This is a genomic window from Halobellus sp. GM3, from assembly GCF_052545375.1.
The window spans coordinates 193,566-207,262 of record NZ_JBQWLT010000001.1 but is presented as its reverse complement, the minus strand read 5'-3'; the positions used below and the strand labels follow the sequence as shown (position 1 = coordinate 207,262).

General features: G+C 67.7%; 15 protein-coding genes. 8 read left to right on the top strand and 7 right to left on the bottom strand.

The window, feature by feature from the left end; translation table 11 throughout:
• Positions 1-95: 95 nt before the first annotated feature.
• Entirely contained in the window at positions 96-1,373 is a 1,278-nt protein-coding gene (locus ACT3HL_RS01045) for an aminotransferase class I/II-fold pyridoxal phosphate-dependent enzyme (RefSeq protein ID WP_445084948.1), read from the top strand.
• Positions 1,374-1,438: 65 nt separating this feature from the next.
• Positions 1,439-2,713 (top strand): TRC40/GET3/ArsA family transport-energizing ATPase, encoded by a 1,275-nt coding sequence (locus tag ACT3HL_RS01040; RefSeq protein WP_445084947.1) that lies wholly within the window; start codon positions 1,439-1,441, stop codon positions 2,711-2,713.
• 19 nt (positions 2,714-2,732) lie between these two features.
• Here ACT3HL_RS01040 and ACT3HL_RS01035 read toward each other — a convergent pair whose 3' ends face one another.
• Positions 2,733-3,641 (bottom strand): SDR family NAD(P)-dependent oxidoreductase, encoded by a 909-nt coding sequence (locus ACT3HL_RS01035; protein WP_445084946.1) that lies wholly within the window; start codon positions 3,639-3,641, stop codon positions 2,733-2,735.
• A gap of 132 nt (positions 3,642-3,773) precedes the next feature.
• Between ACT3HL_RS01035 and malQ the strand changes: the two genes are divergently transcribed.
• From malQ to ACT3HL_RS01010, 5 genes are all read left to right on the top strand, one after another.
• Positions 3,774-5,300 carry a 4-alpha-glucanotransferase gene (gene malQ / locus ACT3HL_RS01030; RefSeq protein ID WP_445084945.1) on the top strand — a complete coding sequence of 509 codons (1,527 nt, stop codon included), beginning with the start codon at positions 3,774-3,776 and terminating at the stop codon, positions 5,298-5,300.
• Between the two features lie 95 nt (positions 5,301-5,395).
• Positions 5,396-6,352, top strand: a complete 957-nt coding sequence (locus ACT3HL_RS01025; RefSeq protein WP_445084944.1) for a mechanosensitive ion channel domain-containing protein — start codon at positions 5,396-5,398, stop codon at positions 6,350-6,352.
• A gap of 58 nt (positions 6,353-6,410) precedes the next feature.
• Positions 6,411-7,409, top strand: a complete 999-nt coding sequence (locus ACT3HL_RS01020) for a DNA glycosylase (protein ID WP_445084943.1) — start codon at positions 6,411-6,413, stop codon at positions 7,407-7,409.
• A gap of 56 nt (positions 7,410-7,465) precedes the next feature.
• Entirely contained in the window at positions 7,466-7,942 is a 477-nt protein-coding gene (locus ACT3HL_RS01015; protein ID WP_445084942.1) for a DUF555 domain-containing protein, read from the top strand.
• A 99-nt stretch (positions 7,943-8,041) separates the two neighbouring features.
• The gene (locus ACT3HL_RS01010) at positions 8,042-8,443 is read left to right on the top strand and encodes a globin domain-containing protein (protein WP_445084941.1); all 402 of its coding nucleotides are present in this window, start codon (positions 8,042-8,044) and stop codon (positions 8,441-8,443) included.
• A gap of 238 nt (positions 8,444-8,681) precedes the next feature.
• Here the strand turns inward: ACT3HL_RS01010 and ACT3HL_RS01005 are convergent, their stop codons facing one another.
• Positions 8,682-8,918 (bottom strand): UPF0058 family protein, encoded by a 237-nt coding sequence (locus tag ACT3HL_RS01005; RefSeq protein WP_445084940.1) that lies wholly within the window; start codon positions 8,916-8,918, stop codon positions 8,682-8,684.
• 227 nt (positions 8,919-9,145) lie between these two features.
• Here ACT3HL_RS01005 and ACT3HL_RS01000 point away from each other — a divergent pair, with 227 nt between their 5' ends.
• Positions 9,146-9,553 (top strand): translation initiation factor IF-2 subunit beta, encoded by a 408-nt coding sequence (locus ACT3HL_RS01000; protein WP_445084939.1) that lies wholly within the window; start codon positions 9,146-9,148, stop codon positions 9,551-9,553.
• Positions 9,554-9,667: 114 nt separating this feature from the next.
• Here ACT3HL_RS01000 and ACT3HL_RS00995 read toward each other — a convergent pair whose 3' ends face one another.
• From ACT3HL_RS00995 to ACT3HL_RS00975, 5 genes are all read right to left on the bottom strand, one after another.
• Positions 9,668-9,847, bottom strand: a complete 180-nt coding sequence (locus ACT3HL_RS00995; RefSeq protein ID WP_445084938.1) for a DUF7836 family putative zinc-binding protein — start codon at positions 9,845-9,847, stop codon at positions 9,668-9,670.
• A 179-nt stretch (positions 9,848-10,026) separates the two neighbouring features.
• Positions 10,027-11,085: a transcription initiation factor IIB gene (locus ACT3HL_RS00990; RefSeq protein WP_445084937.1), complete on the bottom strand. Its 1,059-nt coding sequence runs from the start codon at positions 11,083-11,085 to the stop codon at positions 10,027-10,029.
• A gap of 315 nt (positions 11,086-11,400) precedes the next feature.
• Complete coding sequence (gene corA / locus ACT3HL_RS00985; RefSeq protein ID WP_445084936.1) at positions 11,401-12,399, bottom strand: magnesium/cobalt transporter CorA; 999 nt, start codon at positions 12,397-12,399, stop codon at positions 11,401-11,403.
• On the bottom strand, positions 12,396-12,563 hold the full coding sequence (locus ACT3HL_RS00980; RefSeq protein WP_445084935.1) for a hypothetical protein: 168 nt from the start codon (positions 12,561-12,563) through the stop codon (positions 12,396-12,398). Before ACT3HL_RS00980 ends, corA begins: the two co-directional genes overlap by 4 nt.
• Positions 12,564-12,680: 117 nt before the next feature.
• Positions 12,681-13,334, bottom strand: coding sequence for a DUF6517 family protein (locus ACT3HL_RS00975; protein ID WP_445084934.1), 654 nt, complete (start codon positions 13,332-13,334; stop codon positions 12,681-12,683).
• Between the last annotated feature and the right edge of the window lie 363 nt (positions 13,335-13,697).

The window sequence follows — 13,697 nt, the reverse complement described above, 5'->3', positions numbered from 1 at the left end:
GAGCGACGGGGCGATCCGGCGAGCGACGTGGTCACTCGATATCGCCTCCCAGCGGCGAAAGACACACGGTGTCGCCGGCCGTCGCCGCAGACGAGATGAGTGACGGGGAGGACGCCGAGGGGACTGATACGGGGAGCGCCGACGCGGCAGACCGAGAGCGCGTTGACGCCACCGCGAGCGACGCGTGCGACACCGGATCAGTCGGCGACGGCGCCGACGACGCGTACGACGAACCGCTCTTTCAGCGCGTCATCCAGTACGCGGTCGGGGCCGACCGCGACGTCGTCGATATGGTCTCGGGCCACCCCGATTGGGAGCCGCCCGAGGCGCTCCGAGACGGCCTGCACGCGTACGCCGACGGCGACCCGCGAGACTTCCAGTACCCGCCGTCCGAGGGGCTCAGGTCGCTCCGCGAGGAGATCGCCGCGCGGCGGAACGTCGACGAGTCGCGCGTCATCGTCACCAACGGCGCTGGCGAGGCGAACTACCTCGCGATGGCGGCGGCGATCGACCGCGAGCGAACGGCGGGCGCGTCGTCGGCGACGATAGGGTCCGGACAGGACGGTTCCGGAGTGGAGTTTCTCCTGACGGACCCGGCGTACCCGTACTACCCCGGCAAAGCGGCGATGCTCGGCGGACGTGTGACACGCGTCCCGGTCCGCGAGGACGGACACGTCGACGTCGACGGGATGCGCGCGGCCGCCAGCGCGGCGACCGCGGCAATCGTGATCAACACGCCGAACAACCCTACGGGGGCCGTCTACGAGCGCGAGGCCATCGCGGAACTGGCGGATATCGCGGCCGCGAGCGACGCGGTCCTCGTCGTCGACGAGGTGTACGACCACTTCGACTTCTCCGGCCGCTTCGAGAGCGCGCTCACGCTCGACCGCGAGAACGTCATCGTGACCACGGCGTTCTCGAAGTCGCTGGGGATAACGGGCTTCCGCGTCGGCTACGGAGTCTTCCCCGAGGCGCTCGTCGAGGGCGCGAAGACGCGGCATATGCTCGTCAACGTCGCCGGCAGCCGCCCCGCGCAGGCGGCCGTCTCGAGGGCCCTTCGAGAGACGCCGCCGTCGTACTACGAGTCCGTCCGCGAGACGCTCGAGCAACGCGTCCGGGCCTTCACCGACGCGCTCGACACCGCGGGCGCGGACTACACCACGCCGGACGGCGCGTTCTACGTGCTGGCGCGCTTCGAGGGCTTCCCCGGGACGATGGAACACGTCGAGCGACTGATCGACGAGGCGGGCGTCGCGGGGATGCCCGGCGAGGCCTTCGGCGACGCCTACAGCGAGTGGATCCGGTTCGCGCTCTGTACCGACCGCGCGGAGGAGGCCGCAGGGCGGCTCGCGGCGTATTTCGCGGAGCGATGAACGGGGGCGGGACCGACGGTCCGACGACCGAGAAGTACACAAGTCCCCGACCCATCGTGGCCCGTATGCCGAATTCCGATATCGACACTACAGACGCCGTCGAACGTGACGAGCGGCGGGAAGCGACGGATCCCCCCGACGACGAGGAGGCGCACGACCACGCGATCGACGTCGAGCCCGTCGAGGACGCGAGCGGCGGCGGCCCCGACGTTGACGACGCCGACGAGACCGAAACGACCGACGATTCGGTCGGTCTCCCCGACCGGATCGACGCCCCCGATTACGTCCTCTACGGCGGCAAGGGCGGCGTCGGAAAGACCACGATGGCGGCCGCGACGGCGCTCGCGTCTGCCGCTGCCGGGACCGCCACGCTCGTCGTCTCGACCGACCCCGCCCACTCGCTGTCGGACACCCTCGGGGTCGACGTGCCGTCGGAGCCGACGCAAATCAGAGACGAGCTGCCGCTGTACGCCGCCGAGATCGATCCCGACGCGGTCGTGGGCGGACCGTTCGCCGGCGGTCCGGGCAGGACGGCGGGACCGAGCGACGGCGCCGGGGGCTTCGATCCGGACGCCGACATCGGCGAGAACCCCTTCGATTCGGGGCCGTCGGGCGGCGACAACGGGGCGTCGCCGTTCGGCGACCTCGGCGGGATGGAAGAGCTCCTCGGCGGCGCGATGGGCCCCGGATCGATGCCCGGCGCGGACGAGGCGGCCGCGATGCAGCAGCTGCTCGCGTACCTCGACGATCCGCGGTTCGATCGAGTCGTCGTCGACACGGCGCCGACCGGGCACACGCTCCGGCTGCTTGAACTCCCGGAGCTGATGGACACGATGCTCGGGCGAATCACGAAGCTGCGCCAGCAGTTCTCGGGGATGATGGAGGGCGTCAAAGGGATGTTCGGGATGGGCACAGACGGCGCCGCGGCGCCCGACCTCGACGAACTCCGCGGGCGCATCGAACGCCTCCGGGCGGTTCTGCGCGATCCGGCGAAGACGGACTTCCGCGTCGTGATGATCCCCGAAGAGATGAGCGTCGTCGAAACCGAACGGTTGGTCGAGCGACTCGACGGCTACGGCATCCCCGTTCAGACGCTCGTGGTCAATCGGGTGATGGAAGACCTCGCCGACGTGACGGGCGCCGACGTCGACGACCGCTGGGTGGTCTCGCCGGATCTGGAACACTGTGAGTTCTGTCAGCGACGCTGGCGGGTCCAGCAGGACGCCATCGGCCGGGCGACAGAGCTGTTCCGCGGCCGCGACGTCAAGCGCGTGCCGCTCCTCGCCGAGGAGGTCCGCGGCGAGCAGGCGCTCCGCGTCGTCGCCGCGTGCCTAGAATAGCGGCGTCTCGGACGCCCGACTACAGCTTTCTGAGGAACCGGTAGCCGGTGTCGAGCCACCGCGCGGGGAGGTGTCGAGCCAGCGTTGCGACGCGCGCGACGGTCCCCGGAACGTATCGCGCCGGGGGCTTCGTCGAGGAGGCGGCGTCGACGATGTCCTCGGCGACGCGCTCGGCGGAGATCGCACCGAGCCCGCCGCCGCCGATCAGTTGCGTCTCCGAGAACAGTTCGTAGAACGACTCGTAGGCCCCGGATCGGTCCAGTCCCGAGATACCGTTGTCGGCGTTGCTGTCGTCGTCAGCGTCGTTTTCGGTGTCCACGCCGCCCGCGCCGCGTCCATTCGCGTCGTCGCCGTTGACCTCGCGCTCGGCGCGGTCGGAGAAGCTCGTCTCCACCGGGCCCGGTTCGACGAGGACGACGTCGACGCCGTACTCGTCGACCTCGTTGCGGAGCGCGTCGCTCATCGCCTCCAGCGCGAACTTCGAGCCCGCGTAGACGCCGCCGCCCGGGAACGAGACGCGCCCGGCCGCGCTGGAGACGTTCACGATCGTCCCCTCCTCCTGGGCGCGCATGTGCGGCAGGACCGCGCGGAGTAACCGGTGGGGACCGTACACGTTCACGTCGAACTGCCGGTGGACCTTCGACGTGGGAACGTCCTCGAGCGGGCCCAACTGTCCGTACCCGGCGTTGTTGACGAGACAGGAGATGTGTCCCTCCTCGTCGATGATCCGGTCGACCACTCGCTCGACGTCGTCCTCGTCGGTGACGTCGAGCGTCGCGATGTGACAGCCCCTCTCGCCGAGCGTCTCGATGTCGGCGGGGTTTCGGGCCGTCGCGTAGACGCACCAGTCCTCCTCGAGGAAGGCGAGCGCCGTAGCGCGACCGATGCCGGACGAACAGCCGGTGATGAGGACCGTCTTCGGATGCACGCCCCAGTAGACGGGGTGCGCCGTGTTAATTATGTGCGGTTTGTCGCTGGACGGGTGTCGCCCCCGACGCCGTCGTCTCCGAGGGATGGGCGCCGACCACACCCTTAACTGTCCGCTCCGGGTGGATCGGGTATGCAGTTCGATCGACGGGCCGGCGTCTTCCTCCACCTCACGTCGTTGCCCGGGCCGCACGGCATCGGCGACCTCGGCGACGGCGCTCGCGCGTTCCTTGCGTGGCTCGACGCGGCGGAGCAGTCCTACTGGCAGTTCTGCCCGATCGGGCCGACCGCGTCCGTCCACGGCGACTCGCCCTATCAGTCGTACTCCGCGTTCGCCGGGAACCCCCTGCTCGTCAGCCTCGATCGGCTCGTCGACGACGGCTACCTCGAGGAGTCGGACCTCTGCGGCGGGGCCGACGGTTCGGCGCGCGAGATTGGGACGGCGCACGAAGTCGACTACGACCGCGTCCGCGAGTACAAGACCGAGAAGCTCCGCGAGGCCGCCGAACGCTTCCGCGAGGGTGATGTCGGGGGCGAGCGCGAAGCCGACGCCGACCGCGAGGCGTTCGCGGCGTTCCGCGAGCGCGAGTCGGCGTGGCTCGACGACTACGCGCTGTTTATGGCGCTGCGGACTCGATACGACGGCGCGTGGACGTCGTGGCCGGAGCCGGTCAGGCAGCGCGACCCCGACGCGCTCGCGGCGCATCGCGAGGAGCTGGCCGCGGAGGTCGCCTACCGCGAGTTCGTCCAGTTCGTCTTCGACCGGCAGTGGCACGACCTGCGGCGCGACGCCGGGGAGCGGGGGATCGCCCTCGTCGGCGACCTCCCGATCTACGTCGCGCTCGACAGCGCCGACGTCTGGGCGAACCCCGAGGTGTTTGACCTGACCGACGATCACGCCCCCGCCGCGGTGGCGGGCGTCCCGCCGAACCCGGGCGACGACGGCCAGCGCTGGGGGAACCCGGTCTACGACTGGGAGTCGCTCCGGGCGGACGGTTACGAGTGGTGGCTCGCCCGGATCGGTCGGCTCCTCGACCTCGTCGACGTGACCCGCATCGACCACTTCAAGGGCTTCGACGAGTACTGGGCGATTCCGGCCGACGCCGACGACCCGGCCGCCGGCGAGTGGCGCGACGCTCCGGGGTACGACTTCTTCGAGGCCGTCGCCGACCGTTTCGGTGAGCTGCCGTTCCTCGTCGAGGACCTCGGGTTCGTCGATCGGGGGGTCGTCGACCTCCGCGAGCGCTTCGGGTTCCCGTCGATGCGAGTCCCCCACTACGCCGACTGGTGCCGGGAGGGAGACATGTACCAGCCGATGCACTACCCCGAATCCAGCGTCGGGTACACCTCGACGCACGACACGAACACGCTCGTCGGCTACTACGAGTCGCTGCCGCCGGCGCAACGCGACTGCCTGCAGTACAACATCGGCGCCGACGGCTCGGAGATCCACTGGTCGATGATCGAGGCCGTCTGGCGCTCGGACGCCGTGATCGCCCTGACGACGATGCAGGACGTCCTCGGCCTCGACGAGCACGCGCGGTTCAACCGCCCCGGGACCGCGAGGGGCAACTGGGCGTGGCGGTGCACCGAGGCGGCCTTCGACGACGACCTCGCCGAGCGTCTCGCGCGGCTAACGGACGAGCACATCCGGAACTGATCGCCAACTGGGCGACCGCCGCCGCCTGAGAGACCATCGCCGCCTCAGACGGACGAAGCCGGCCGTTTTTTGTCGCCCCCCGACCACGGCCGAACGTGGTACGTCGATCCGTCGGATACGTCTCGCTCGCGGCCGCCGCCGCCCTCGTCGTCGCCGCCTCCGTCGTGAACTCGAACGGGCTGTTCGCCGACATCGCGGTCGGAGACGGGTCGGTTCAGCCGCAGCTCGTTCGCGGGCTCGTCACGACCGCGGTGCTCGCTGCGACAGTCGGCGCGTATCTGATCGTCGAGTCGGTTCTCGCCGCGCGGATCTCCAACAAGCGCCGGATCCACGACGCGCGGAACGTCCTCCGCCTCGTCTTCGGTGCGATCGCGTTGACCGGCGTCGCGGGCGTCCTCACAGAGCAGTGGCTCGGCGTCCTCCTCTCGCTCGGGGTCGTCGGCTTCGCGGTCACCTTCGCGCTCCAGCAACCGCTGCTCTCGCTCATCGGCTGGTTCTACATCGCCCTGAAGCGACCCTACGGCGTGGGCGATCGGGTGGAGATCGCGACCATCCGCGGCGACGTCATCGAGGTGGGCTTTCTCACCACGACCCTGTGGGAGGTCGGCGGACGGCTCGTCACCTCGGGACAGCCCTCGGGCCGAGTCGTCACGGTCCCGAACGCCGAGGTGCTCTCCTCGCAGGTCGTCAACGACACGGCGCTCTTCGAGTTCGTCTGGAGCGAGGTAGCGGTGCAGGTGGCCTACGAGACCGACCTCGAGTTCGCCCGCGAGACGATGATCGAGGAAGCCACCGAGGTCCTCGGCGAGGAGATGCGCCGCGGCGTACAGACGTATCGGAGCCACCTCGACCGGACGGCCGTCGACCTCGACGTTCGGGAGGGGCCGACCGTGAACGTCGTGCAACAGGAGTCTTGGGTCGAGCTCCGGCTGCGATTTCTCGCCCGCTCCCGACAGGTGACGCGGAACAGGAACGCGCTCTATGAGCGGATTCTCGCGCGCTTCAACGAGGAGCCGGACCGGGTGAAGTTCCCGGTCAGCCGGAACCGCTGATCGGCGCCGAGGACGCGAAGCGAAACCGGCATACGAGGCGGGCTCGTCGGGATAGCCGATGACGTCAGACCCCGGTCGGACGGGCGGAGCCGATACCGGCCCCCCGGCCGACGCCGACGCGGCTCACACGTTCGAGTCACTCGAGTCCGGGGCGATCGACCTCTCGGCGCTTGCCGGGCCGTTCGACCTGCAGTCGACGCTGGAGAGCGGCCAGTCGTACCTGTGGGACCGCGCCGACGGCCGGATGTACGAGTCGATGGACGTCCACGGCGGCGGCGCGTGGTATCGGACCGTCGCCCGGCCGATCGACGGCGTCACCGACGAGGAGGTCCTCGTTCGCGTTCGCCAGCGCGAGGGAGCGCTGGAGTGGGAGGCGACGACCGATGCCGTCCCGCTGTTGACGCACCTGCTCCGCCTCGACGACGACCTCGACGCGGTCTACGCCGCGATCCCTGACGACGACCTCTTCGCACGGGCGACCGACGCGTACCGGGGGATGCGGCTGGTCCGCGACCCGCCGTTTCCCTGTCTGGTCTCGTTCATCTGTTCGGCGCAGATGCGCGTCTCGCGGATCCACGGGATGCAGACGGCGCTCGCCCGGGAGTTCGGCGAGCGCTACGCGGTCGACGGGGAGACGCTCCACGCCTTCCCGCGGCCCGAGCGGCTGGCCGCCCAGAGCGAGGCCGCCCTCCGAGACCTCAAGCTCGGCTACCGCGCGCCGTACGTCCGGCGGACGGCCGAGATGATCGCCGAGGGCGAAGCGCACCCGAGCGAGGCCGCCTCGCTCCCATACGAGGACGCGCGGGCGTCCCTGACGCGCTTCGTCGGCGTCGGCGACAAGGTCGCAGACTGCGTGCTGCTGTTCTCGCTCGGCTTCCTCGAAGCGGTCCCGCTCGACACGTGGATCCGCGGGGCCATCGCCGACCACTTCCCCGACTGCGACCGCGGGGGCTACGCGGAGACCTCGCGCGCGCTCCGCGAGCGCCTCGGCGGCGAGTACGCCGGCTACGCACAGACGTACCTCTTCCATTACCTGCGAGCGCGGGGCGGCGACTGATCCGAACGGGCGCGACGGGCGAACCTTTGATGCCGCCGGCGACCGTATCTCCTCGTATGGATTGCAGAGTCGTCGTCGAGGCTGCCATCCCGGTGTACGACGTGTCGACGCCGGACGAAGCGATCCGCATCGCCATCTCGAAGACGGGCGAGATGCTGAATCCGGACCTGAGCTACGTCGAGATCTCGATGGGATCGCGCACCTCGCCCGACGGCGAGGCGCTCGCCCCGGCGTTCATCGCGGCCGACGAGGCGCTCGTCGCCCTCGAACTCGAGATGACGGTCTTCAACGTCGAGCAGGAGGAACACGCCTCCCGGATCGCGCGCAAGGAGATCGGCCAGCGCCTCGAGAACGTCCCGCTGAAGATACTCTCGGTCGAACCGATCGAGGAGGCCGACGGGTCGACGGAGGCCGGCGGCGACGGAGAGACACCGGACCCCGAGTCCGAGGCGGACAACTCGGCTGAGACGTCCGGCGACGGCTCCGGGGACGACCTCATCCCCGAATTCGACGATCTCGTCGAGGACGGCTGAGACGGCGCTTTCGGCGCAGCTGGAGGCTGACGATATGGTCAGGGGATATCCTCGCGCGGCAGTCGATAGGCTCGTGTGCTTCGAGTTCGATCGGCCGGTATGACGCAACCAACGCTGTACGAACGACTCGGAGAGCGCGACGGGATCCGCGCCGTCGTCGACGACTTCTACGACCGCCTCCTCGACGACGAGACCCTGGCGCCGTTCTTTTCCGACGCCGACGTCGACCGCCTCCGGCGAACGCAGACGGACTTCCTGTGTGAGGCGGCCGGCGGGCCGGAAACGTACGACGCCGAGCCGGTGCGCGAGGCGCACTTGCACGTCCCGTTCACCGAGTCCCACATCGAGCGCGCGCTCGACCACCTCACCGACAGCCTCGACTCCTTCGACGTGCCGGCGGCGGACGCAGAGGCCGTCGTCGGAGTCATCGCGGGCTACCGCGAGGAGTTGCTGGCGCGCCCCGAGGAGGAACGGGACGAGCGCGAAAGCGGTCAGCTATAGTAGCGTTTGCAACTGAGTGCGCATTCGATCGCACGCAGTCGTGCGATCTGATGAGCGAAGACGTGCAAACGCTACGATAGAGGAGTAACACACCACACCGGTTCGGAACAACCACTCACCGGGTGCGTTTCCAACAGCTACGCGAGCGTTCGCGTGGTTCGGGGTCGGGCGATCGCGTCCGCTGTAGCGCAGCCGCTCACGGGCGTCACGTTCGGGAGGATGCGGCAAAGTCGTCGATTCAGTCGGCGGTCGCCGCGACGCGGTCCTGTTCGGCTTCGTCGAGCGACGCGGTGATTCCCTTGATCAGTTTAAAAACGGCGGCCTTGTGGTCTGTCTTCGATTTGTGGATCGATGTCGGCCGGACGCCGAGTTCGTTGTACGCTTCCAGCGATACGTCTTCGTCCTCCCACGATTCGACCTGGGTGTGAACCTCTGCAAGCAGGCCGTGAAGGTGGATAAGCTCCTGCTTTTTCATAAGCAAGGCTGACTTAAGACTGGAAGGATATATTACTATCCTGAGTCTCGTTAACACGGACCTGTCGAATTTGGGGGTGAAACGCCCCGAATCAGCCGAATCAGTGTCTTCAATGATGAAGGATTCCGCCGACTGCGGGGGGGAGATCCGGGTGGGTCGTGATCGTTCGGAGCGAACCGCGCGGTGTCCTGAACGTTTTAGCTCGCGCGCGCTATACGGCCCCGTGTATGGAGTACGACGAACAACTCGAACGTGCGCTCGAGCAGTCACCGGACATCACGGAGGGCGGCGATCGGTTCGCGGTTCCCGATCCCGCGCTCCGAACGGAGGGACACGCTACCGTCTGGGAGAACTTCGCAGCGACGCACGACCGGCTCGCGCGGGATCCGGACCACCTCCTCGGAGTCATACAGTCGGCGCTCGGCACCAGCGCCCGGATCGACGACCGGGGGCGCGCGCGGTTCACCGGCGATTTCAAGCAGCGCCGCGTCGCCGACGCGCTCGCGTCCTACGTCGAGGGGTTCGTGACGTGCAGCGAGTGCGGTTCGCCCGATACTCGGCTCACCGACGAGCACGGGACGACAGTGCTGAAATGTGACGCCTGCGGCGCGCTCTCGACGGTCCCGGAGGTGTGACACGCTCGACAAACGGTCCTCGGAGTTGTGGCGTCGGTCGCCCGAACGGTATAGAACGTGGTCACCGCGTGGGACGAGTGTCTCGAAACAGTCGTTCTCGCCGGATTCAGGGGATCACTCGAACTGTTTGAGCGCGTCGAGGTCGCGTTCGGTCCGCATAAACTCCGCGAGTCGACGGGTCGCCCCGCAGGACGAACAGGTGTAGTTCTCTCGATGGCCCGGCAGCGACGTCGGCTCCGATTGCCAGTCTTTCCCGCACTCGGGACACAGCAGCCGGACAAACGCTTCGACCATACCCGGACAGACTCTGGGGACGCCAATAAAAGTTAGTGCGCGACCAGAGATCAGGCGAGCGCGTGCGGCCGTCGGGTGTGTGAGACACCGGGCCGTGTCCGCCGACGGGGGCGACAAGCCGCCGCCGATCGCACGCCCCGTCGGTGGCGGTCACCGGTACCTACTGAGAACAATCAGTCTCAGGCGATGACCTCGGCGTCGGCTTCGAGGAGCTCCTTGTAGCGGTTCCGGATCGTCACCTCGGAGACGTCGGCGACATCGCTGACTTGGCTCTGTGTCACCTTCTCGTTGGTGAGGAGCGCGGCGGCGTAGACCGCGGCGGCGGCGAGGCCCACCGGCGACTTCCCCGAGTGGATCGCGGCGCGCTTCGCGTTGCGAAGGAGTTCCCGCGCCGTCCGCTCGGCCTCGTCGGAGAGGCCGAGATCAGAGGCGAACCGCGGGACGTACTGCTCGGGATCGGCCGGCTCGACTTCCAGTTTGAGCTCGCGGACGACGTACCGGTACGTCCGAGTCAGCTCCATCTTGTCGACGCGCGAGACGCGCTCGATCTCATCGAGCGAGCGCGGGGTTCCGGCCTGTCTGGCCGCGGCGTACAGCGCCGCGGTCGCGACGCCCTCGATGGAGCGTCCGGGCAGGAGATCCTCGTCGAGCGCGCGGCGGTAGATGACCGAGGCGGTCTCGCGGACGGTCTCTGGGAGGCCGAGCGCGGAGGCCATCCGGTCGATCTCGCCGAGCGCCTGCTTGAGGTTGCGCTCCTTCGAGTCTCGGGTCCGGAAGCGCTCGTTCCACGTGCGGAGCCGCTGCATCTGTTCGCGCTGGCGCGACGACAGGGAGTTGCCGTAGGCGTCTTTGTTCTGCCAGCCGATGTTGGTCGACAGCCCCTTGTCGTGCATCAGGTTCGTCGTGGGCGCGCCCACGCGGGACTTCTGATCGCGCTCGGCGCTGTCGAAGGCGCGCCACTCGGGCCCGCGGTCGATCGAGTCCTCGTCGACGACGAGCCCGCAGTCCGCACAGACCGTCTCGCCGTGCGTCTCGTCGGTGACGAGCGTGCCGCCGCACTCCGGACAGACCTGCCGCTCCTCGCGGGTCGCCTCGTCCTGCTGTGTTTCGCTCGTTCGCGGTCCATCCGTCGTCCGCCGTTCGTCCGCCTGTGCCTCGCGTGTGTGCTCGTCGACAGTGTCGCCTGTGTGTGTCGCGTACCCGCTCTCGACGTGCTCTCTGGTGCGTGTGTCACTCATGATGGGAGGGGGCTCGTCCGCGACCGGCGAAGAATAAGAGAGCCGGCCCGGACTGACCTTACAATCAGTAAGTGCGCGCAGTATTTAAATGTTCCTATGTAACAATTAGTCAGTATTCGTGACCAAGAGGGGTCAGCGGACACGTATTCGGCATCTGTCACGGGCGAGAGCGGCGATTTCAAGGATATATATATGTTCCGTACCGGATGGTCCCGTTCCGAACAGCGGAGAGAGCGTAGCGTGTGCGCCTGATTGTCCGTCCGACCGCACGCCGTCGTGCGGTCGAGTTCGCGACGGCGTGCAAGCGCGACGAAGTCAGATCCAGCCCTCTTTACGGAAGTGGACGAGTAGGATCGCGGTGACGAGACTCATCCCGACGATGACGGCGGGATAGGCGTAGGGCCAGAACAGTTCGGGGAGGTTGGTCGCGTGTTCGCCGAAGTTCATCCCGTAGACGCCGACGACGAACGTCAGCGGGATGAAGATCGTCGCGACGACGGTGAGTCGCTTCATCACCTCGTTCGTCGACTGGGAGACGACGTTCAGGTAGATGTCTCGCGTGCCGCGAGTGAGATCGCGGTACGTCTCGGTGAGGTCGACGATCTCGACGAGGTGGTCGTAGACGTCGCGGTAGTACTTCTCTGTGGATTCGCTGATCTCCTCGATCTCCCCTCGTGCGAGCACGCTGAGTGCCTCGCGCATCGGCCAGACGACCTTGCGGAAAGACAGGAGGTCACGCCGAACGGCGTTCAGCCCCTCGATGAGCTCGCTGTCCGGCGTCGAGAGGATCGCCTCCTCAATCTCCTCGATGGTGTCGCCGAGGCTGTCGAGCAGATCGAAGTAGTCGTCGACAGTGTGATCGATGACGCGGTACGCGGCGAAGTCCGGACCCTGTTTCAGCGTCCGGCCCTCCTGATTCTCGACGGACTGCCAGACGTCGGAGACGACCGGGACGCGCTCGTCCTCGACGGTCACCGTCACCAGCCACCCGTCACCGAGAAACAGGCCGATCGGCTGCGTCTGTACCTCCTCGTCGAACGTCGTCTCGCCGCGTTTGAGCGCGACGGTCTTCACGAGGACGAAGGTGTGCCCCTCGAACTCCTCGGTCTTCGGTCGCACGCCGCCCCGTACGTCTTCGATTTCGAGCGGGTGCAGCGAGAACGCCTCCGAGACGAGTCGGACCTCCTCTTGGGTCGGCGAACTCACGCGGACCCACGTGGTCCCGGGCGCCTCGCGCGCCGCCGCGAGATCCGACTCGCCGTCGATCGTCCGGTGTTCGACCGTGCCGACGTCGTAGACGAGCGCGGTGATCACGACGCCGACCCACCCGTGTCGTATCCCACGGCGTAGAGCGTCACGCCGACCATCACCCCGACGATACTCGCCGACCGGCCCGGGTACGGCGCCGCGATACCGATCGCGTACCCGACGACGGCGAGGGCGGTGAGTCCGATGCCGAGCACTCGAGTGCGTCGCATAGGCCACACACTCGGAGCGGGACCAAAAGCGTTGTTCGGGAGCGAGCGACTCGCCGCCGCGGCGTGAAACAGTGTTGGGTCAGCCCGTCACTCGGAGACCAGCGTCGTAGCGGGTCGTCACTCGGAGGCCGGGTGTTCGATCGCGCGCATCATCGAGAGGACGTTCTCCTCCTCGCCACTGAGTTGCTGCGGGTAGACGCCGAGTGCGAGGATGAAATCGTCGCCGTCGCGGTACTTCGTCACGTGGATGAAGACGTCGACCTCCTGCCCCTCGACGGTCGCCGTCGCGGAGAACTTCGTGACCGTGGTCTGGGTCCCCTGAACGGTGATGTTCTGCTCGCTCACTCTCTCGATGTCGCTCATCCCGGAGTAGCGCTGCTGGACGAACTCGACGAGGCGCGCGTTCGAGTAGCTCCCGATCGGGTTGAGCGTTCGGCCGGCGATTTCGACGGCGGGCGTCGAGACCACGGTGAAGAGCCCGAGCTGCGCCTCACCCAGCGGGCCGAGATCGAACTCCTTGTCGTAGGAGGTGAGTTCGTTCGAGGCGACGACCTCGCGCTCCTGGCCGGCGACCTCGAAGGTCCGGTTCACCGCGACGGTTCGCGTGTCGTTCAGTTCGTAGCCCGCCTCCTCCACCGCGGTGTCGTCGACGGCGGCCGGATCCGCCGCGAACGTGAGCGCCTCGTCCCCGGTCAGAAATCCGATACACCCGCTCGTCGTCAAAAGGAGCGCGACGGCGACAGCGGCCAGCGCGCGGCGATTCGATAGCACGCCCGGGAGTACGCTCCTGAGAGGAGTTAAATTCGCTGGTCAGTTGTCTCCGGGTTTCGGCCGAATCAACCGCAAGTGAGCCGAATTATAGTAGCGTTTGCAAGTCTGTACACACTCGACCGCACGACGTCGTGCGGTCGGATGTGCAATCAGTTGCAAACGCTACTATAAGCCGGTCTCGGGCATCCGGCACCTACCGCTCGTCGCCCTGCACAGCGTCGAAAACGCCGAGGCCGCCGTCGCACTCGGGACATCTGGCGTGGAAGGACCCCGGCGAAACGCGAGAGCCGCAGTCCCGACAGACGAAGGACCGACGCCCGCCCATTATCCCTCGGTACACAATGTTTTGTGTTAACTCTTACC